We start from the raw sequence: 20,501 nt of genomic DNA on the forward strand, positions 1-20,501 counted from the left end.
GTCAGCCCTCATGACCGCGCGACCTGCCAAACATTTTCCGATTCACGTCCAAGACGGAGCTATGTCGATGATCCACCCCGCCTCTTCCCTGCGCCCGCGCGCCCTGCCTGCACTGGCGACGCTCGCGACTGCCTTTGCACTGCTCTCCGGTGCCGCAGGTTCCGCGTTCGCTCAAACCAGCGCTACCGCTCCGCTGTATCCGGGCGAGACCGAGCTGTATGCCAAGGCGGCCGAGGAAGGTCTGGTCGTGTCGTTCGACACCGGTCCGGAATGGGCCAACTGGAAGGCGCTGTTCGCCGAATTCCGCAAGCGCTATCCGAAGGTCGAGATCACGTACAACGACATCGGCTCCGCCGCGACCGTCACCGCGCTGGACAAATCGCGTCGCCGTCCGCAAGCCGACACGGCTTACTACTTCGCGGGCTCGGCGCTCGACGCCGTTCAGAAGGATGTCGTCGCGCCGTTCAAGCCGATCAACTTCGACACGCTGCCGAAGGTCTTCCGCGACAACGACGGTCGTTGGTTCACGATTCACTCGCTGAACATCGCGTTTCTCGTGAACACGAAGCTGGTGAAGCACGTGCCGCAATCGTGGGCAGACCTGCTCAAGCCCGAGTACAAAAACTCGGTGGTCTACCTCGATCCGCGCTCGACCGGTCAGGGTCAGGTGGCTGTGTTTGCTGCGGCTTATGCCTTCGGTGGCAACGTCGACAATCCGAAGCCGGGTGCCGAGTTCTTCGGCAAATTGCGCGATGCAGGCAACGTGATGCGTGTCGAAGGCACCACGCCGTATGCCAAGTTCGTCAAGGGCGAGATCCCGATTCTCATCGGTTACGAGAACGACGGCCTGAAGGCCAAGTACACCGACGGTATGGGCGACGCAGCGCAGGTCGTGATTCCGAAGGAAGCCAGTGTCTCGGCGCCCTACGCCATCAGTCTCGTGAAGAACGGCCCCAATCCGGAAGCGGCCAAGCTGTGGCTGAACCTCATCATGAGCCCGGTCGGCCAGTCGCTGTTCGCGCAAGGCTATGTGCGCCCGGCCGTACCCGGCACGCCGTTCACCTCAGAGATGCGCGCACGCATGCCGGACGCCCCGCAAGTGCATCCGCTCGACGTCGCTCGCGCCGCTGCGCAAAAGGCCGAAGTCGATCGTCTGTGGTCGGCCGCAGCACTCGCCAAGTGAGTTCGCAGACCATGACGTCAGCGCGTGCATCGACCAGCTTCGTCGAGCCACCCGATCCCAACGTGTCGCCGACGGCGCAACGTGCGAAAGACACGCCGCGTGGCTGGGTACGCCGCTTCGGCGGTTTGCCCGCCGCCGTAGTGCTGGCACTGGGCTTCGGCTTGCCGCTCGCATCGCTGGTCTTTGCAGCGTTCGAGGGACGTGGCGCAGCGTTTTCCGCCATCGTCCTCGATCCGCTGGTGCGCGACGCCTTCGTCAACTCGATGGCATTGGCCATCGGCGCAGGCACCGTGTCACTCGTCGTGGGCGCGCTGATCGCCGTGACGCTTGCGCGTCAGACGCCGCGCCGTCGCCGGATCTGGCTGGCGGCCATGGGCGTGCCGCTCGCCTTCTCGGGGCTGGTGATCGCCTACGGCTTCATCCTGGCGTTCGGCCGCTCGGGCTTCGTGACGATGACCCTCGCGTCGCTCGGCGCAGATCCGGTGCACTTCGGTGCGCTGATCTACACCGCGCCCGGACTCGTCGCTGCCTATGCGTATTACCTGATCCCGCGCGCGGCGCTGATGGTGTATCCGGCGATCGCCAACCTCGACCGCCGTCCCATCGAAGCTGCACTCACGCTGGGTGCAACGCCGTTGCGAGCGATCGTCGACGTCGCCCTGCGCGAACTGTGGCCTACGCTGGCCGCCGCATGGTGTCTCGTCACGGCGATTGCGCTCGGGACGTACGGTACGGCGCTGGCGCTCGCAGGCACCCAGATCAACATCCTGCCGTTGCTCATGTTCCTGAAGATGTCGGACGGGCAAACGGATTTCCCTCAAGCTGCCGCGCTGTCGCTCGTGTTGATGGCGGTATGCAGCGGTGTGCTCGCTCTCGGAGAGTGTCTTGTACGGCGTCATCCTTAATGAGTGGTCGGCTGCGGCCCGCCACGCTCTCGATCAACTCGCGGCCCGTCAGGCAGGTCCCTCGCGTCATGTGACGCCCGTCGGTGTCATCGGTCCGCGCGAAGCCTCGCCCGCACAACTCTACGCCGCGCAATGCATCGGCGAAGCGCTCGCAGCGGCCGGTGTCGCACTGGTGTGCGGCGGCAAGGGTGGCGTGATGGAAGCGGCTTCCGCCGGGGCGTCGGCCGCCGGTGGCATCGTGATCGGCCTGCTGCCCGAGGAACATGCCAACGACGCCAATCCTTACCTGAGCGTGGCGCTGCCCACCGGGCTGGGCATCACGCGCAACGCCCTGATCGCCCGCGCATCGATCTGCCTCGTGGCCGTGGGCGGCGGGCTGGGCACGCTCTCGGAAATCGCGCTGGGGCTTCAGTGGCGCAAACCGGTTTTTACCGTCCTCGACGCCCCGGCCGTGCCGGGCACCGAGAGCTTCGACGATCTCGACGCGTTGGTCGTGGCCGTAGCCACCTGGCTGAGCGTCACCGGACTTCCCGGAGGTGACCACCCCGGAAAGTAACATCGGCAGTTCGATAAAACCGACCCACACCGGGGAACTGCCGGTGCGTTTTCGTGATGTTCCTGCAATATAAATTTAGGACCACTAATATTATGAAACGTATTCTTCTCGCTGCACTCGGCCTTGGCGGTATGGCCGGCATCATGGCTCCCGTCTACGCTCAGAGCAGCGTGACCCTGTACGGCATCGTCGATGCCGGCGTGGGTTATGCCAGCGGTCAGCGCACGGCCAACTCCAAGGGCGGCGTCGGCGCACCGATCAACTACACGAACGGTTCGGTCTGGGGCTTCGCGAGCGGCACCTGGTCGGGCGACCGTTGGGGCCTGAAGGGTTCGGAAGATCTGGGTGGCGGCAACTCGGCCATCTTCCAGTTGGAAAACGGTTTCAACATCGGTAACGGTACGTCGGGTCAGGGTGGCCGTCAGTTCGGTCGTCAATCGTGGATGGGTCTGCAAAGCGCCACGCTCGGCAAGCTCACGTTCGGCCGTCAGTACGATCCGATCGTCGACTACGTCGGCCCGATCAGCGCCGGTACGTTCGTGACCGGCATGGGTGCACACCCGGGCGACATCGACAACCAGGACAACCAGTCGCGCGTGAACAACTCGGTGAAGTGGGCCAGCCCGAACTACGCAGGCTTCCAGTTCGGCGCAATCTATGGCTTCGGCGGTCAACCCGGCAGCGTGAAGAACCAGAACACGTGGGGCTTCGGCGGTTCGTACGCCAGCGGCCCGTTCGCCATCGGCGTGGGTTACCTGCAAGCGACGAACGCATACGGCGCCTCGGGCACGTGGACCGGTTCGTACGACGGCACGTTCGCGTCCTCGATCAACGAAGGCTTCGCCTCGGCCGCCAGCCAGCGCATTATCTCGGCCGCCGGTAGCTATACGTTCGGCGCCACGCAGGTCGGTATCCAGTACGGCAACGTGCAGTACACGCCGGGCTCGCTGTCGACGTTCGCCAGCAGCTTCACGTTCAACACGATCGGCACGACCATCGCTTACCAGTTCACCCCGGCCTTGCGTCTGGCCGCCGCGTACAACTACACGCAAGGCAGCGACGTGAAGGGTTCGGGCGGTCCGAAGTACCACACAGTGAACTTCGCTTCGTACTACGCCCTGTCGAAGCGCACGTCGCTGTACGGTCTGGTCGGCTATCAGAAGGCGTCGGGCAGCACGCTCGACACGTTCGGCAACGTTGTTTCGGCGACGGCTTCGGTCGGCGACGTGGGCAACGGCATCTCCTCCGCCACGGCGACGCAGACGTTCGTGCGCGTGGGTGTCCGTCAGACGTTCTAAGCGTCTGAGCGGATCGCAGTTGTAGCACCGTAGTAGATGTAGGGTCACGTTGGACTGTCCCCCGCCGCCCCACGGCGGGGGGCTTGAGCCTCACCTCGGGGACTTCGCGAGAACCGGATCGACACGCAACGTTGTGGACATGGTGTGGCGTTGCATGACGGACCGGCTCACCCTTGGGCACGCTTTCGCACACCCCTCGCACGGCCTTGCCTCAAGCCGTGCTGTGCGCAGGCGTGCCGCTTTTTTTCTCGTCTCCGGCAGGCGATTGGCTTATCCTTCAGGCTTTCCCCACCCGCACACTCGTGACCGGAGAGGCCAACAAGGTGCCACGCCAAACTGCTCAGCCCACTGCCGAAACGCTTAACGAACAAGGGCCTGCGCCGCGCTATTTGCAGCTCAAGCAGTTCATCTGCCGTCAGATCGACACGGGCGTTTGGCCGCCGCACCACCGCGTGCCGTCGGAAAACGAACTCGTCGAACAGTCCGGTGTGAGCCGTATGACGGTCAATCGCGCGCTGCGTGAGCTGACCGCCGAAGGTCGGCTCGTGCGCATGCAAGGCGTGGGCACGTTCGTCGCCGAACCGAAGTCGCACTCGCCGCTGCTCGCCGTCAACAACATTGCCGACGAGATTTCCGAGCACGGCCACCGCCATCGCGCCGAAGTGAAGCTATTGCGCGAGGAACTGGCCGGGCCGGAACGCGCATTGTCGATGGGATTGCAGGAACGCGAGAAGCTGTTCCATTCGGTCATCGTCCACTATCAGGACAACATCCCGGTGCAGATCGAAGACCGCTTCGTCAATCCGGCGCTCGCGCCGAACTATCTCGAACAGGACTTCACCAAGCTCACGCCCAACGCTTACCTGCAGCGCACCTCACCGCTGACCTCGGGCGAGCATGTGGTCGAAGCCGTCACGGCGACGCCGGACGAAGCGCACATGCTGCAAATTCAACGCACCGAGCCCTGCCTGCTGATTCGCCGTCGGACGTGGTCGGGTAAGCGCGTCGTCTCCGTCGCCCGTTTGCTGCATCCGGGTTCGCGCCATCGTCTCGAAGGGCGTTTCGGCGACGCCGAGTAATCCCGTCGACAAGTAAGACCCGACGAACGCCCTACAAAGGTTCGGCGTTCGTGAAAACCCTAGTTCACGATTGGTTGTATATACAATACTGTACAAGCCATCATCTGCTCAGAACTAGAGGAATTACCGTGAGCCAATTCACCCGATATCGCGACGTCACGATCCGCGCCCCGCGCGGCACGCAGCTCAATGCCAAAAGCTGGCTGACCGAAGCCCCGCTTCGCATGCTGATGAACAATCTCGATCCGGACGTCGCCGAGAATCCGAACGCGCTCGTGGTTTACGGCGGCATCGGCCGCGCCGCACGCAACTGGGAATGCTTCGACAAGATCGTCGAGACGCTCAAGACGCTGGGCGACGACGAAACGCTGCTCGTCCAGTCGGGCAAGCCGGTCGGCGTGTTCAAGACGCATGCCGACGCGCCGCGCGTGCTCATCGCCAACTCGAATCTGGTGCCGCACTGGGCCACCTGGGAGCACTTCAACGAACTCGACGCCAAGGGTCTGGCCATGTACGGCCAGATGACCGCCGGTTCGTGGATCTACATCGGCAGCCAGGGCATCGTGCAAGGCACGTATGAGACGTTCGTGGAAGCCGGCCGTCAGCACTACGGCGGCAACCTCAAGGGGCGTTGGGTGCTGACCGCTGGTCTGGGCGGCATGGGCGGCGCGCAACCGCTGGCCGCCACACTGGCCGGTGCGTGCTCGCTGAACATCGAATGCCAGCAGACGAGCATCGATTTCCGCCTGCGCACGCGCTACGTCGACGAGCAGGCCAAGGATCTCGACGACGCCCTCGCCCGCATCGCCAAGTACACGGCCGAGGGTCAGGCCGTCTCCATCGCCCTGTGCGGCAACGCGGCCGAGATCCTGCCGGAACTGGTGCGTCGCGGCGTACGCCCGGACATGGTCACCGACCAGACCAGCGCGCACGATCCGCTCAACGGCTATCTGCCGATCGGCTGGACGTGGGACGAATACCGCGAACGCGCCCGCTCGAAGCCTGCCGAAGTCGTGAAGGCCGCCAAGCAATCGATGGCCGTCCATGTGAAGGCCATGCTGGACTTCAAGGCGATGGGCGTGCCGACGTTCGACTACGGCAACAACATCCGTCAGATGGCCAAGGAAGAAGGCGTGCAGAACGCGTTCGATTTCCCCGGCTTCGTGCCCGCGTACATCCGTCCGCTGTTCTGCCGTGGTGTCGGCCCGTTCCGTTGGGCTGCACTCTCGGGCGATCCGCAAGACATCTACAAGACGGACGCCAAGGTCAAGGAACTGATCCCCGACGACGCCCACCTGCACCGCTGGCTCGACATGGCGCGCGAGCGCATCGCCTTCCAGGGCCTGCCCGCGCGTATCTGCTGGGTTGGGCTGGGCCTGCGGGCAAAGCTCGGACTGGCGTTCAACGAAATGGTACGCTCGGGAGAACTCTCGGCACCTGTGGTGATCGGCCGCGACCATCTGGATTCCGGCTCGGTCGCCAGCCCCAACCGTGAAACGGAAGCCATGCGCGACGGCTCGGACGCCGTCTCCGACTGGCCGCTGCTCAACGCGCTGCTCAACACGGCCAGCGGCGCGACGTGGGTCTCGCTGCACCACGGCGGCGGCGTCGGCATGGGCTTCTCGCAACACTCCGGCGTGGTGATCGTGTGCGACGGCACCGATGCCGCAGCCGCACGCATCGCCCGCGTGCTGAACAACGATCCGGCGACCGGCGTCATGCGCCACGCCGATGCCGGGTACGACATCGCCATCGATTGCGCCCGTGAACACGGCCTCAATCTGCCAATGCTGAACACCGCAAAGTAAACATCAAGACAAGACACCCCCCGATATGTCGAATCAAGGAAATCCGTCCATGGCACAACTGTTCGTGACGCCCGGCACCCTTACGCTGGCGCAACTGCGCGACGTCTATCAAAACCCGACCACCGTTACGCTCGACGAGAAGGCGTACGCCGCCATCGACAAGAGCGTGGCCTGTGTGGAATCCATCGTGGCCGAAGGCCGCACCGCTTACGGCATCAATACCGGCTTTGGTCTGCTCGCCTCGACGCGCATCGCACACGACGACCTCGAAAACCTGCAACGCTCGCTCGTGCTCTCGCACGCTGCTGGCGTAGGCGCGCCGCTCGACGACGCCCTCGTGCGTCTCATCATGGTCCTGAAGATCAACAGCCTGGCGCGCGGCTTCTCGGGCATTCGCCGCAAGGTGATCGACGCGCTCGTCACGCTGGTGAACGCCGAAGTCTATCCGCGCATCCCGCTCAAGGGCTCGGTCGGCGCGTCGGGCGACCTCGCCCCGCTCGCCCATATGTCGCTGCTGTTGCTCGGCGAAGGTCAGGCCCGCTATCGCGGTCAGTGGATGAACGCCCGTGAGGCGCTCGCCATCGCCGGTCTCGAGCCGCTGACGCTCGCCGCGAAGGAAGGCCTCGCGCTGCTCAACGGCACCCAAGTCTCGACGGCCTACGCACTGCGCGGCCTGTTCGAAGCCGAAGACATGTACGCCGCCGCCAGCGTGTGCGGCGCGATGACGGTCGAAGCGATGCTCGGCTCGCGTGCACCGTTCGACGCCCGTATTCACTCGGCACGCGGTCAGCGCGGCCAGATCGACGCAGCGGCGGTGTTCCGTCACCTGCTGGGCGAGACGAGCGAAGTCGGCCAATCGCATGCCAATTGCGAGAAGGTGCAGGATCCGTACTCGCTGCGCTGCCAGCCGCAAGTGATGGGCGCGTGCCTGACGCAGATCCGTCAGGCGGCGGAAGTCCTCGCCGTCGAAGCAAACGCGGTGTCGGACAACCCGCTGGTCTTCTGGGAACAGGGCGACGTGATCTCCGGCGGCAACTTCCACGCCGAGCCGGTAGCGATGGCAGCCGACAATCTCGCGCTGGCGCTGGCCGAAATCGGCGCGCTGAGCGAGCGTCGCATCTCGCTGATGATGGACAAGCACATGTCGCAATTGCCCGCGTTCCTCGTGGCCAACGGCGGCGTGAACTCCGGCTTCATGATCGCCCAAGTGACGGCTGCCGCACTCGCCTCCGACAACAAAGCCTTGGCACATCCGGCCAGCGTTGATAGTCTCCCGACCTCGGCCAACCAGGAAGACCATGTCTCGATGGCCCCGAACGCCGGTAAGCGGCTTTGGGAGATGGCCGATAACGTCAAGGGCATCATTGCGATCGAATGGCTGAGCGCCGCGCAGGGCTTGGACTTCCGCGAAGGTGTGAAGACCACGCCCGCCCTTGAAAAGGCACGCGCACTGCTGCGCCAGTCGGTTCCGTTCTACGATAAGGATCGCTACTTCGCCCCGGACATCGAGGGCGCTAGCGAACTGATTGCGCAACGACAACTGAGCGCACTTGTGCCCGCCGGTACGTTGCCGAGCGCTTGATTCGCGTTTGATTCAGCCCCTTGCCGGGGCGAAACGAACAGTGATTCGCGCACCGGCATTGTGGCGTACCGGGTTGCCCCCTCGTTCGCCGGTCCACGGGTTCGCCCCTCGGACCGGTCCACGCACAACCCGAGTTCACCTGCCGCCCGCACGCGCGGGCCGGCTCATTAGGCATTCAGGAGACAGCTTGAAAAACCTGCAACGCAATCTGAGCGCGCGGCATATCCGCTTTCTGGCGCTCGGCTCAGCCATTGGCACCGGTCTGTTCTACGGCTCGGCGTCGGCCATCCAACTCGCAGGCCCGGCGGTCATTCTTGCGTACATCGTGGGCGGTGCCGCCGTCTATATGGTGATGCGTGCCCTCGGCGAAATGGTCGTTCGTCAGCCGGTGTCGGGCTCGTTCGGCCGCTACGCACGCGACAACCTCGGCCCGCTGGCCGGGTTCCTCACGGGCTGGACTTACATTCTGGAGATGGTGATCGTCTGTCTTGCGGACGTGACCGCCTTCGGGATTTACATGGGCTTCTGGTTCCCGGACGTCCCTCAGTGGATCTGGGTGCTCGGCATCGTGATGCTGATCTGCGGGCTGAACCTCTGTAACGTCAAGGTGTACGGCGAGATGGAGTTCTGGCTGGCGCTGGTGAAGATTCTCGCCATCGTCGCGATGATTGTGGGCGGGGGTGTCATTCTCTTTGCCGGTGTGCAACTGCACAGCGAGCATGCCCCGGCGGTCAGTAATCTGTGGTCGCACGGCGGTTTCCTGCCGAATGGCTGGGGTGGACTGGTGGCCTCGCTGGCGGTGGTGATGTTCGCTTACGGGGGCATCGAGATCATCGGCATTACGGGCGGCGAAGCGAAGAATCCGGAGAAGGTGATTCCGCGTGCGATCAACGCTGTACCGGCGCGTATTCTGCTGTTCTACGTGCTCACGATGTGTGTGCTCATGACGATCTTCCCGTGGACCGGCATCGGCAGCCAGGGCAGCCCGTTCGTGCAGATCTTCTCGGGCCTCGGCATCAAGTCGGCCGCAGCGATTCTCAATGTCATCGTGATTTCGGCGGCGATCTCGGCCATCAATAGCAACATCTTCGGCGCGGGGCGCATGATGTTCGGCATGGCCGAGCATGGTCAGGCACCGGCCGCGTTCTCGGCGACGTCGCGTCACGGCGTACCCTGGGTCACGGTGCTGGTGATGACGTTCGCGCTGCTCGGCGGCGTGGTGCTGAACTACCTGATTCCGGAAGGCGTGTTCCTGATCATTGCGTCCATCGCCACGTTTGCGACGGTCTGGGTGTGGCTGATGATCCTGCTCTCACAGGTGGCGATGCGCCGTCGTCTGTCGACGGAGGAAGTGGCCGCGCTGAAGTTCAAGGTGCCGCTGTGGCCGGTCGGTCCGGCGCTCGCCATCGCCTTCATGCTCTTCGTGATCGGTGTGCTCGGGTATATGGAAGACACGCGCGTCGCGCTCTACGTCGGTGCAGGCTGGATCGCGCTGATGTCGGTGGCGTATCAGTTCGGTGTGAAACCCAAGGAAGCGCAATTGCGCAACCAAATGAGTCTGGAATAAGCCTCACATGAAACGTACCTACTGGAAGCATTGCCATGTCGCGACGATGCGCGACGGTCGCTACAACGCTATCGAAGACGCCGTGATCGTCACGCGCGGCAAGCAGATCGAATGGGTAGGTCCGCGTGGCGAGCGCTCGGCTTCCGGCGCGGATGAATGTGTCGATCTTCAGGGCGCGTGGGTGACACCCGGTCTGATCGATTGCCATACGCATCTGGTGTTCGGCGGCAACCGCAGTCTCGAGTTCGAGCAGCGGCTGCAAGGCGTGAGCTACGCGGAGATTTCGGCGGCCGGGGGCGGCATCAAGCACACGGTGCGTCACACCCGCGACGCCACGGAGGACGCCCTTTACGAGTCCGCCCGCAAGCGTTTGCTCGCGCTGATGCGCGACGGCGTGACCACCGTCGAGATCAAGTCCGGGTACGGGCTGGATCTGAACAGCGAACGCAAGATGTTGCGCGTGGCACGTCGTCTCGGTGAGACGCTGCCGGTCACGGTGAAGACAACGTGTCTGGCCGCCCACACGGTGCCATCGGAGTTCGCAGGCAAAGCGGACGAGTATGTGAATTACGTCTGCTCCGAAATTCTGCCGACGCTCGCGGAAGAACGTCTGATCGACGCGGTCGATGCCTTCTGCGAAACGATTGCGTTCTCGCCCGCACAGGTGATGCGTGTGCTGCTTCGCGCGCAGAAACTGAAGCTGCCGGTGAAGCTGCATGCGGAGCAGTTGTCTCCGCTCGGCGGATCGAGCATGGCCGCAGAGCTGGGCGCCTTGTCGGCGGACCATCTGGAGTACATGACGCCCGAAGACGCTGCCGCAATGGGCCGTGCGGGTACTGTCGCTGTGCTGCTGCCGGGCGCGTTCCATATGTTGCAGGAGACGCGTCGACCACCGGTGGACTTGCTGCGACGCCACGGCGTGGATATTGCGGTGGCCTCGGATCTGAATCCGGGCACGTCGCCTGCGCTGTCGCTGCGTCTCATGCTGAACATGGCCTGCACGCTTTTCGGGCTGACGCCGGAAGAAGCCCTGGCAGGCGTGACGCGCAACGCAGCGAAGGCGCTCGGCATGCTCGACACGCACGGCACGATCGAAGCCGGCAAGGCGGCGGACTTCGTGGCTTGGGAAATCGAGCGTCCGGCGGAGCTGGCGTACTGGTTGGGCGGGGAACTGCCCTCGCGCACGGTGCGCAACGGTGAGTGGCGCGATCTTTCGACGCGTTGAGCACCCGCGAACTGGAGACATCTTCATGGCAACGCAATTGAAACCGGTATCCGGCGACACGCCGATCTGGCACGGTCGTACGGACGTCGGCGAGCGCGGCGACACGCGCCGTCTCTTTAATGTCGTGCGCGAGATCGATGCGCTGACGGATGCCCCTACGAGCGGCGCGCCCGTGCTGCTCGGGTTTGCGAGCGACGCGGGCGTCAAACGCAATCAGGGCCGCGTTGGTGCTGCCGAAGGCCCGCTGGCGATTCGTCGTGCATTGGCGAACCTGCCCGCGCACGACATCGCCTGTCTGTATGACGCAGGCGACGTGGTCTGCGACGGCGACGCCCTCGAAGCCGCCCAACAGGCCCTCGCCGACGCCGTGCGCCACCAACTCGACGCCGGTGCACAGCCGGTGGTGCTTGGTGGTGGACACGAGATTGCGTGGGGAACGTGGCAAGGCCTGCGCGCTCACCTCGACGCGCAGGGTGATCGCTCGCGGGTGCTCATCCTGAACCTCGACGCGCATTTCGATTTGCGCACTGCGCGACCCGGTACGTCGGGCACGCCGTTCGATCAGATCGCTCAAGCTTGCGAGGCTGCGGGACTTCCGTTCGACTATGCATGCCTCGGGGTCAGCCGGTTGAGCAATACCGCGTCGCTGTTCGAACGCGCCAATGCGCTAAAGGTGACGTACGTCGAAGATACGGAGATGCAGGACCGCCATCTCGACGAACGTCTCGCACAGATCGACGCACTGATCGCAGACGTCAGCCACGTCTACCTCACCATCGATCTCGACGTGCTCCCCGCTCCCGTCATGCCCGGTGTCTCCGCCCCTGCGGCCTATGGCGTGCCGATCTCCGTCATCGAAGCCATCGTCACCCACGTTCGCCGCTCCGGCAAACTCCGCGTGGCGGATCTCGCCGAGTACAACCCGCGCTTCGATGCACAAGGCACCGGGGCACGTGTTGCCGCACGGTTGGCTTATAGGTTGCTCTGACTTGGTTTTCTGATGTCATCCTGCCGAGGTATTGGCTAATGCCTCGGCACTTTTTTGCCTCACCCGCTTCACCCCCCCGCAGTCCGACGGACCGCCGCCCCCTTCCGCCTCTCAGACATAGACCCAACTCGATTCAGAAGGGGGCGCCGATCCGTCCCTCTCGTCTCTATCAGTCCCTCAACCGAAACCTCCCCCTCTCTCTTTCGTCTCGTTGATTTCATCCACTGAGACCGACGTCGCCAGAATTCCCCCTTTTTTCGCTCCCGATTCCCGCCATCTAATACAAAGTATTAGTTTTACTTAACTTGGTTTTGTTTTAGCCAGCCATATCCCTACAATCGCCAGAAATTCTTATACCGATTCATCGCGGCACCTCAGGAAAGACCTTCTCATCCCCTGATACTCGCCGCCCCGAATGGAGACACGCCGATGAAAAAGCGCGCAGACCTCGACGTCCGATCACTCCGGATCTTCGAAGCCGTCGCCAGCGCCGGTAGCCTCTCCGGCGCCGCCGAAACCCTCGGCGTCACCCAGTCCGCCATCTCCCAAGCCATCGCACAAATCGAGCAAACCGTCGGCACCCGTGTGCTCGATCGCTCACGCCGCCCGCTGAAACTCACGCCCGCTGGCCTCGCACTCTCGCGTCACGCCCGCCAGATCGTCGACGACATGGATCGGCTTATCGCTCAGGTGCAGGACGCCGACGTCGCCAGCCGCGCCGCCGTGCGCGTCGGCATGATCGACTCGTTCGCCGCCACCGTCGGCCCCTCCATCGTCAAGCAGATGTCGGGGAGCACCAGCGAACTGCTTCTCTGGTCCGGTCTCGCCAACGGTCATGCGCAAGCGCTTCTTGCCCGTCAACTCGATCTGATCGTCACCAGCGATCCGATGCACGACATGGAACGCCTCGTGCGCCGCCCGATTTTTACCGAGCCGTTCATCGTCGTCGTGCCGAAGGCACGCGAGGCCGAGCTTGCGAACGCCGATCTCAGCGAGCTGATTCGCTCAATGCCCCTGATTCGGTTTTCCGGACGCTCGCACTTCGGCGCGGTGATCGAACGTCACCTGCGTCGCACCGGGCATTCGCCACGCATGCACCTCGAAATCGATACGTCCGATGTGGTGATGTCGATGGTCGCTGCCGAGGTCGGCTTCACGATTGCGACGCCGCTCTGCTTGCTGCAAGGCCGCGCTTCGCTCTCGCAAGTCGCCGCCCTGCCGCTGCCCGGACCCGCACTTTCGCGAACGATCTATCAGGTCTCGCGTGAAGGCGAGGTCTCGGAAATGGCCTCGCAATGCTTTCTTGCCGGGCGTCTCGCGCTCGCGCAGGAAGCCTTCCCCGAACTGCGCCGCGTGATGCCCTGGTTGGGCGAGCGGCTGGCGCTCTGCTGAACCACCGCCCGGGGCGCCGGGCCAGATGAATTTCACACCGAACCTCACCTGAAGTGCGCCCACCGTTCAACGCGAATAACACATAGCCTACAAAGGAGACACGCATGAACCTCTCACGACGCAAATTCCTCCACACGAGCGCCGCGCTCTCGGCCTTGCCCGCTGCCGCCGCCGTCGGCAATCTGTCGCTGTCGGGTATTGCCCGCGCCGCAGACGCCACGACGGTCCAGTACGGCGGCTCGGCATGGCTGGGCCACTATCCCGCCTATCTCGCGATGAAGTCGGGCGCACTGAGCGCAGCAGGCATCGACCAGCAATGGCAGTCGTTCGGCACGTCGTCGGCCCGCATGAGCGCAGTGCTCTCCGGTGGCATCGACATCGCCTGCACGGGGATCGTCTCGGCGCTCGCGCTGATGGCACGTGGCTCGAAGCATTTCTCTATCGTGGCCGTGCCGGAGAGCTTCGGACGCGTCGAAGGACTCTTCGTGCGTGACGGTGTGAACTCGCTTCAGGACCTCAAGGGCAAGAAGCTGGGTGTGACGTTTGCGTCGAGTGCGCATTTGCTGGTGCTGGACCTGCTGGGCAACGCCGGTCTGTCGAACGACGTCACGGTGCTCAACGTCCCCGCCCCGGAAATTCCCGGTGCCATTCAGTCGGGCCAGATCGACGCCGCAGCCGCGTGGACGCCGCAGTTCAACCGCATCCGCGCGATGACGGGCATGAAGCTGCTCGCCGACGACACGCAGTTCTCGCTCTACAAGAAGTACAACGTGACGCCGGGGCCGGACGTCCTGATCGTGCGCAATGCATGGGCTGAGAAGAACGCGGACGTGGTGCGCAAGTACCTGAAGGTCTATTTCGACGCCTGCCAGACCCTGCGCGACAAGCCGGACGAAGCCGCACGCACGCTGGTCGGCCTCACCAGCATGTCGGCGCTCGACCAGATCGAGACGATCAAGGGCGCGGAGTGGTACAGCCACGCGCAACAGACGCAATTGCTCAAGTCGCCGGGCAGCTATGTCGACGGCCTCCAGCGTCTGGCCGAAATGCTCGTGACTTACAAGCAGATCGACAAGGCGCCCGCCGTGCGCCAGTGGATCAACACGTCGTATCTGTAAGCATCCGCGTGCCGGTACGCCCCCCTCTACCCCCCCGACGCGTACCGGCGTCCGCCTGAGGAGTCTGATAGTGAATCATCGTCAACCGTCCCGCGCCACGCTGCTGAGTGTGGGATTTGCGTCCGTGGTCGTCTTCCTGCTGGCATGGGAAGCGGCCTGCCGCTCCGGGGTCATCGATCCCCTGTTTCTGCCGCCGCCCTCGGCCGTGGGCGAGCGCATCATCGCCATGCTGAGCGACGGTACGTTGCTCTCGAACGTGCTCGCCTCCACCCGTCGCGTGATGACCGGTTTCATCGCCGCCACGGTCGTGGCGATTCCGCTGGGGATTGTGCTGGGGACGTCGAGCTACGCACGCGCCGCGTTCGACCCGATTCTGTCGTTCCTCCGCCCGTTGCCGTCGATGAGCTGGATTCCGCTCTCGCTGCTGTGGTTCGGCATCTCGGAGACGCAGAAGTACAGCATCGTGTTCATGGGGACGTTCGCCCCGGCGCTGGTCTACGTGATCGAAGCTACGCGCAACGTCGACCCGCTGCTGGTACGCGCCGCGAAGAACCTCGGCGCAAGCAACTGGCAAGTCATGCGCGAGGTCATCCTGCCCGCCAGCCTGCCGCAGATCCTCTCGGGGATGAAGATCATTCTCGGCCTGTCATGGACGTGTGTGATTTCTGCCGAACTGGTCGCCGCGCGCGAAGGGCTGGGCTTTCTCATCATGAACGGCAAGGAGTTCTTCCAGACGGAAGTCGTGGTGCTCGGCATGGTGATGATCAGCGTCACGGTACTCGTGACGGATATCGTATTTCGCGCCATCGAGCGCAAGGTGTTGAGGTGGCAAGCATGAACGATCGCATCGATTCCCACGCAGGCGCGCAAGCTGCGCATCATGGCAACGGCTCGTCCGACACGATGATCGCCATCGAAGGCGTATCGAAGCGGTACGGCGACTTTCAGGCACTGGAACGCGTCGACATGGACATCGCTCGTGGCGAGTTCGTGGTGCTGCTCGGCGCATCCGGCTGCGGCAAGTCGACACTACTCAACCTGATCACCGGTTTTGACGAGCCGACGACCGGCCGAATTCGTGTGAACGGCCGCGAAGTGAAAGGCATCGACCCGCATTGCGGCATGGTGTTTCAGCAGTACGCGCTGTTCCCGTGGCTGAGCGTGCTCGATAACGTGGCGTTCGGTCTGAAGATGAAAGGCATCGACAAGGCTACGCGTTACGCCACTGCACGACGCTATATCGAAATGGTCGGCCTCAAAGGCTTCGAGGATCGCTACCCGAAGGCGCTCTCCGGCGGCATGCGTCAGCGTGTGTCGATTGCCCGCGTGCTCGCCAACGATCCGGACGTGATTTTGCTCGACGAACCGTTTGCCGCGCTCGACGCCATGACGCGTCAGGTGTTGCAGGAAGAACTGCTCCAGATCTATCAAAAGAGCGGCAAGACCATCGTCTTCATCACACACTCTATCGACGAAGCGCTGATGCTCTCGACGCGCATGGTGATCATGAGCGCCCGTCCGGGTCGCGTGGCTTGCGATCTGACGAACGATCTCCCGATGCCACGCGACGCACAGGTGCAGCTCTCGCCGCGCTACAACGAACTCAAATCGCAAATCTGGAACACGGTGCAGACCGAAGTCATGCGCAGCCTGGAGAGTCAGGCGGCATAAGGCTTCACTACCTCAGCAACGTTTCGCAAGCCCCCGCACCTCAATTGTTATGTCCAATCAAGTCACCCCTTCCCGCGCTTCGCGGGGTACTTTCCCCGCCTATCAGGCGGGCGCAGGCTGGAACGCGCTGCTGCCGTCTCGCGTGCCCCACACGCAAGCGCCGGTCGCGCGCAGCTTCGACGTCATCGTCATCGGTGCGGGCTTCACCGGGCTGGCGGCGGCGCGGCGCGTCGCGGAACTCCGCCCGGACGCCACGGTGCTCGTGATCGACGCCACCACCGTCGGCAACGGATCGGCAGGACGCAACTCGGGCTTTCTCATCAACCTGCCGCATAACACCGGCATGGGCGGACACGGCAGCCCGGTCGAGGTCGCCCGTAAGCAGATCCATCTGTACGACCTCGGTCTGAAATGGCTGCACGAACTTGTGACAACGTACGGCATCGATTGCGGGTGGAATCCGGTCGGCAAGTACCATGCGGCCGCCACGCCCGACGGCGAGCAACGCCTGCGCGACACGCTCGCGCAGTACCGCGAATGGGGGGTGACGTACCGTGAGTTGTCGCGCGACGCCCTGCGCAGCGAGATCGGCACCGACTACTACGGCTACGGCTATCACTCAAACAACAACGTCTTCGTGCAACCAGCGGCCCTCGTTCGCGGACTCGCCGACAGCCTGCCCGCGAACGTCCGTCTCTGGGAAAACGAGCCGGTCGTGTCGCTCGACGGTACCGGCCCCTTCACGGTGACGACAGCGACGACGCAACTGCGCGCCGGGCAAGTCATCGTCGCCAATAACGGCTTTGCCAGCAAATTGGGACTAGCGCGTGACCGCGTCTTCACGATCTACACTTACGCGGCGATGACCCCGGCTCTGTCCGTCGATGAACTCGCCAAGCTTGGCCCGGCGACCGAATGGGGCGTGATCCCGGCGAACCGCCTCGGGACGACGCTGCGCAAGACGCTAGGCGGCCGTTTCGTCGTGCGTAGCGCGTACTCGTACGAGAAAGAGCGTCCGTTAGGCGACGTCAACGCCATGCTCACCGACGCCTATCAGCGCCGCTATCCGCAGATGGCTTCGCACAAGTTCGAGCATGTGTGGGGCGGCGTGACGGCGCTCACCCGCAACGGCGCGCTGTACTTCGGCGAGGTGCGTCAGGGCTTGTTCGCCTCGCTCGGATGCAACGGCGCGGGCGTGCTCAAGGGCAGCATGTTCGGCAAGCTGCTCGGCGAGATGGCCTGCGGCCAACAATCGCCGGAGCTGGCGGACGCGCTGGGTTTCGAACGCCCGACGTGGTTGCCGCCCGAACCGATCCGGCGCGTCGCCATCGTCTCCGCGATCCAGTATCAGAAGCATCGCGCAGGGCTGGAGCGATAGTCCCACACACCCTGCCCCGCACGTTCACAGCGACATGAGGAAGCGCAGCAGATCCGCGCGCGCCTGCGGTGTCATCGAGCGGAATCGCTCGCGGGACACCTGCGCTTCGCCGCCGTGCCAGAGAATCGCTTCTTGCACGGTGCGGGCGCGGCCGTCATGCAAGTATGTGGCCTCGGGGTTGACCATCGCGCTCAACCCCAATCCCCACAGCGGCGGCGTGCGCCAGTCTCTCGGACCTGCGAGAAAATCCGGACGCCCGTCGGCCAGCCCAGCCCCCATGTCGTGCAACAGCATGTCGGTGTACGGCGCGATGTCGCGGTTGGCCATCGCGCGTAGGGGCGGGAAAGCGCCCGTGCGCATCGACGGCACATGACACGCGGCGCATCCGGCCTGACCGAAGTGCCGCTCGCCTCGTCGAACTTGTGCGTCATCGACGTCGCGTCTCGGCGGCACGTCGAGCGTGCGCTGGAAGTACTCGATGGCGGCGAGCTGCGCGACGGACAGATCGGGCTGGCCGTCTGTCGGCGCAGCCCGGCACGCGGTCTGTACCGGCGGACAGGACTTCGTGGGAAAGATCGGAGACGTGATGCCCAGATCGCCCACGAACGCGCTGGCAATCTGCTGACGAATCGACGGCTGGTTAGCCTTCCATCCAAAACGCCCGACGACCTGCCTCTTAGAACTCGCATCCCAGACGCGATTGACGCGACCACGCACGCCATCCGGCAAGCGACGCGCCGCCAGCGCATGAAGCGTGTCGTCGTCCACGGCTTCGAGCCATCCCAATCCGTAGACCGGGGAACCGACCCGTACCGACGTCATCGTGCCATGCCCCAACAGGCCGAACGCCAACGCGTCGACATGCAAATGCGGCACGCGCAACGCTACGGCCTCACCACCCGCGAGTGTCTCCGTCCGCTCGGTGTATCGGATGCGCACCCGCGCTTCGGCAGGCACCCCGGGAATCGCTTTGTCGCCCAGTTGGTCGCCGTAGTTCGGATGCTCGCGTGGCGCGCCCGTCGCCGTCTTGCCCGGCACACTCAAGCGAACCAGCAGACCACGTGGCGCTTCCTCCGGGCCAGTTGGAGCATTGCCGCGTCCGAACTTGACGTGACAGGCGATGCACGAAATCTGGTTGTAGACGGGACCAAGGCCCGCGATGCGGCGGTCTGCCGACGGATACACCACCCAGCTCTGCCGGAACAACGAGCGCCCCTCGGCAAACATCGCGAGGGACGCTTCGCTTTCATCCACTAGCGCCATCGGCTGACCGAACGCCTCGCGCGTTAACGGCGCGGACGTTTGCGCGATGGCCACACCGGCAAACGTGCTGGCGATGACGACCGTCGTCAGGCACACGCGCGACATCACGCGTGCATATCGCCTCAGTCCGGACATTGCGCGCCGTCCGCGAGCCACTGACGAACTTGCGTCGTACGTCCGTCGAGCACCTGGGACCAGCGGGCCTCCAATGCCTCGGCTTGCGCCTTGGCCTGCGGATCGCTGCGTCGACGGTCGAACGTTTTTTGAAGCGCTGGATCGGCCGCCGTCGCCGCATCGACCGGCGCTTGCGCCAACAGCTTGCGCGCCTTCGCGACGCAACGTGCATCGACCGGGTTCGTGACGTGCGCCTTATCGCGGATCGTCGCGGACATCGTCTGCCAACGGCTCCACAGTTCGGTCAGATCAGCCTTGCGTCGCGTGACGAAGACGTCGAACAGCGCGTTATCCAGTGAGTATCGCGACAGCCCGAGCGTCTCCTCGTAGGTCACATTGGCCGTGGTGGCATTGGCCGCGAACGGATCGTAGGTGCCTTTGGGCGCGTCGCGATACACGCTCGGACGCACCGGCAGCTTGCGCACGTCCGGCGCGAACAGCAAACGCTGGCCCTCGTCCGACAGCACGAACGTGACGAACGTCCGCGCCGCATCGAGATGCTTCGTGTCGCGCAGGATGCCGATGTGGGCTGGCGAAAACCCTGTGCCAGGCGGATAGACGAACGCCAGCGGTGCACCGTTCGCAATCGCCGAACTGGCGAAGAAATCGATCGTCACGGCCACCGAGATCGGCGCGCGCATGCCTTGCGACAAGCTGGCGAAAGCGCCGCCGGTTTCCGCAAAGACAAAGTTCGGCGCAGCCTCCGATAGCAAGGCCCATCCGTCATTCCAGCCTTGCGACTGAAGCAACACATCGAGCAGCGTCGGCGAGAAGCCGACGCGGCTCGGCACCGGGAACAGAATGCGTCCACGATAACGAGGGTCCGTCAGGTCTTGCCACGTTTTCGGCGCAGGCAATCCCTGTCGGGCCAGTGCGGCCGGGTCGATCATGAAGCCGAAGCCTGCGATCTCGGACGCCACAAAGCGCCCGTCCGGATCCGAGATGCGGAATTTGCCGACGTGGGACGGCAACCCGTTCAGGTCGACGTCCAACTTACGCAGGGATCCCTCTTCGCCCAGATCAGCAAAGTTGCGCACGGCGGGCGACCAGTACACATCGACGCCCCCCTGCGCGGGTCCTTGCAGATAGTCGTAGGCGTCGCGATGCTGCCGCCACAGAATCTGCAACCCGATCTCGGGATGCCGACGCTCGAATGCCCGCTCGAACGTCGCCACCACCTCTTCCGGATAACTCGTCAGGACGGTGATCGTCTCGCGCGGCGCACACACTGCGCCGCCTGCCACGACTGCCAGCACAAGCGCCGCCGACGCGCGCAACCGCTTCACCCAGGACCCACTCTCTCGTTCGCGCATG

At 64.1% G+C, this 20,501-nt stretch carries 17 protein-coding genes; 15 read left to right on the forward strand and 2 right to left on the reverse strand.

Features of this window, described 5'->3' with window-relative positions:
* Nucleotides 1-67: 67 nt before the first annotated feature.
* The 15 genes from ACIQWO_RS05505 to ACIQWO_RS05575 all read left to right on the forward strand — a co-directional run bounded on the left by ACIQWO_RS05505 (nt 68) and on the right by ACIQWO_RS05575 (nt 17,750).
* Complete coding sequence (locus tag ACIQWO_RS05505; RefSeq protein WP_402820247.1) at nt 68-1,183, forward strand: extracellular solute-binding protein; 1,116 nt, start codon at nt 68-70, stop codon at nt 1,181-1,183.
* A complete protein-coding gene (locus ACIQWO_RS05510; RefSeq protein WP_402820250.1) occupies nt 1,180-2,088 on the forward strand; it encodes an ABC transporter permease in 909 nt (302 codons plus the stop codon). Before ACIQWO_RS05505 ends, ACIQWO_RS05510 begins: the two co-directional genes overlap by 4 nt.
* Nucleotides 2,069-2,644 (forward strand): TIGR00725 family protein, encoded by a 576-nt coding sequence (locus ACIQWO_RS05515; protein WP_402820252.1) that lies wholly within the window; start codon nt 2,069-2,071, stop codon nt 2,642-2,644. Before ACIQWO_RS05510 ends, ACIQWO_RS05515 begins: the two co-directional genes overlap by 20 nt.
* A gap of 92 nt (nt 2,645-2,736) precedes the next feature.
* Nucleotides 2,737-3,942, forward strand: a complete 1,206-nt coding sequence (locus ACIQWO_RS05520) for a porin (protein WP_402820255.1) — start codon at nt 2,737-2,739, stop codon at nt 3,940-3,942.
* 323 nt (nt 3,943-4,265) lie between these two features.
* A complete protein-coding gene (hutC, locus tag ACIQWO_RS05525) occupies nt 4,266-5,021 on the forward strand; it encodes a histidine utilization repressor (protein ID WP_402820258.1) in 756 nt (251 codons plus the stop codon).
* Between the two features lie 128 nt (nt 5,022-5,149).
* Entirely contained in the window at nt 5,150-6,829 is a 1,680-nt protein-coding gene (gene hutU, locus ACIQWO_RS05530; protein WP_150736941.1) for a urocanate hydratase, read from the forward strand.
* A gap of 25 nt (nt 6,830-6,854) precedes the next feature.
* Nucleotides 6,855-8,411 carry a histidine ammonia-lyase gene (gene hutH, locus ACIQWO_RS05535; RefSeq protein WP_402820261.1) on the forward strand — a complete coding sequence of 519 codons (1,557 nt, stop codon included), beginning with the start codon at nt 6,855-6,857 and terminating at the stop codon, nt 8,409-8,411.
* A gap of 187 nt (nt 8,412-8,598) precedes the next feature.
* Nucleotides 8,599-9,978 carry an amino acid permease gene (locus ACIQWO_RS05540; protein WP_402820264.1) on the forward strand — a complete coding sequence of 460 codons (1,380 nt, stop codon included), beginning with the start codon at nt 8,599-8,601 and terminating at the stop codon, nt 9,976-9,978.
* Nucleotides 9,979-9,985: 7 nt separating this feature from the next.
* Nucleotides 9,986-11,203 (forward strand): imidazolonepropionase, encoded by a 1,218-nt coding sequence (hutI, locus tag ACIQWO_RS05545; RefSeq protein ID WP_402820267.1) that lies wholly within the window; start codon nt 9,986-9,988, stop codon nt 11,201-11,203.
* 25 nt (nt 11,204-11,228) lie between these two features.
* Nucleotides 11,229-12,191, forward strand: coding sequence for a formimidoylglutamase (gene hutG, locus ACIQWO_RS05550; protein WP_402820270.1), 963 nt, complete (start codon nt 11,229-11,231; stop codon nt 12,189-12,191).
* 429 nt (nt 12,192-12,620) lie between these two features.
* Entirely contained in the window at nt 12,621-13,583 is a 963-nt protein-coding gene (locus ACIQWO_RS05555; protein WP_150662744.1) for a LysR family transcriptional regulator, read from the forward strand.
* 104 nt (nt 13,584-13,687) lie between these two features.
* Nucleotides 13,688-14,701 (forward strand): ABC transporter substrate-binding protein, encoded by a 1,014-nt coding sequence (locus ACIQWO_RS05560; RefSeq protein ID WP_402820275.1) that lies wholly within the window; start codon nt 13,688-13,690, stop codon nt 14,699-14,701.
* Nucleotides 14,702-14,771: 70 nt separating this feature from the next.
* The gene (locus ACIQWO_RS05565) at nt 14,772-15,539 is read left to right on the forward strand and encodes an ABC transporter permease (RefSeq protein WP_402820278.1); all 768 of its coding nucleotides are present in this window, start codon (nt 14,772-14,774) and stop codon (nt 15,537-15,539) included.
* A gap of 65 nt (nt 15,540-15,604) precedes the next feature.
* On the forward strand, nt 15,605-16,372 hold the full coding sequence (locus ACIQWO_RS05570; RefSeq protein ID WP_402821836.1) for an ABC transporter ATP-binding protein: 768 nt from the start codon (nt 15,605-15,607) through the stop codon (nt 16,370-16,372).
* 49 nt (nt 16,373-16,421) lie between these two features.
* Nucleotides 16,422-17,750, forward strand: coding sequence for an NAD(P)/FAD-dependent oxidoreductase (locus ACIQWO_RS05575; protein ID WP_402820281.1), 1,329 nt, complete (start codon nt 16,422-16,424; stop codon nt 17,748-17,750).
* Nucleotides 17,751-17,774: 24 nt separating this feature from the next.
* On the opposite strand, the gene ACIQWO_RS05580 is transcribed toward ACIQWO_RS05575, so the two are convergent.
* The gene (locus tag ACIQWO_RS05580; RefSeq protein ID WP_402820284.1) at nt 17,775-19,148 is read right to left on the reverse strand and encodes a di-heme oxidoredictase family protein; all 1,374 of its coding nucleotides are present in this window, start codon (nt 19,146-19,148) and stop codon (nt 17,775-17,777) included.
* Nucleotides 19,136-20,500 carry an ABC transporter substrate-binding protein gene (locus ACIQWO_RS05585; RefSeq protein WP_402820289.1) on the reverse strand — a complete coding sequence of 455 codons (1,365 nt, stop codon included), beginning with the start codon at nt 20,498-20,500 and terminating at the stop codon, nt 19,136-19,138. The genes ACIQWO_RS05580 and ACIQWO_RS05585 overlap by 13 nt, the downstream gene beginning before the upstream one ends.
* Nucleotide 20,501 lies beyond the last annotated feature (1 nt).

Origin of the sequence: Pandoraea sp. NPDC090278 (assembly GCF_044772185.1) — a bacterium.
Classification (GTDB): Bacteria; Pseudomonadota; Gammaproteobacteria; order Burkholderiales; family Burkholderiaceae; genus Pandoraea.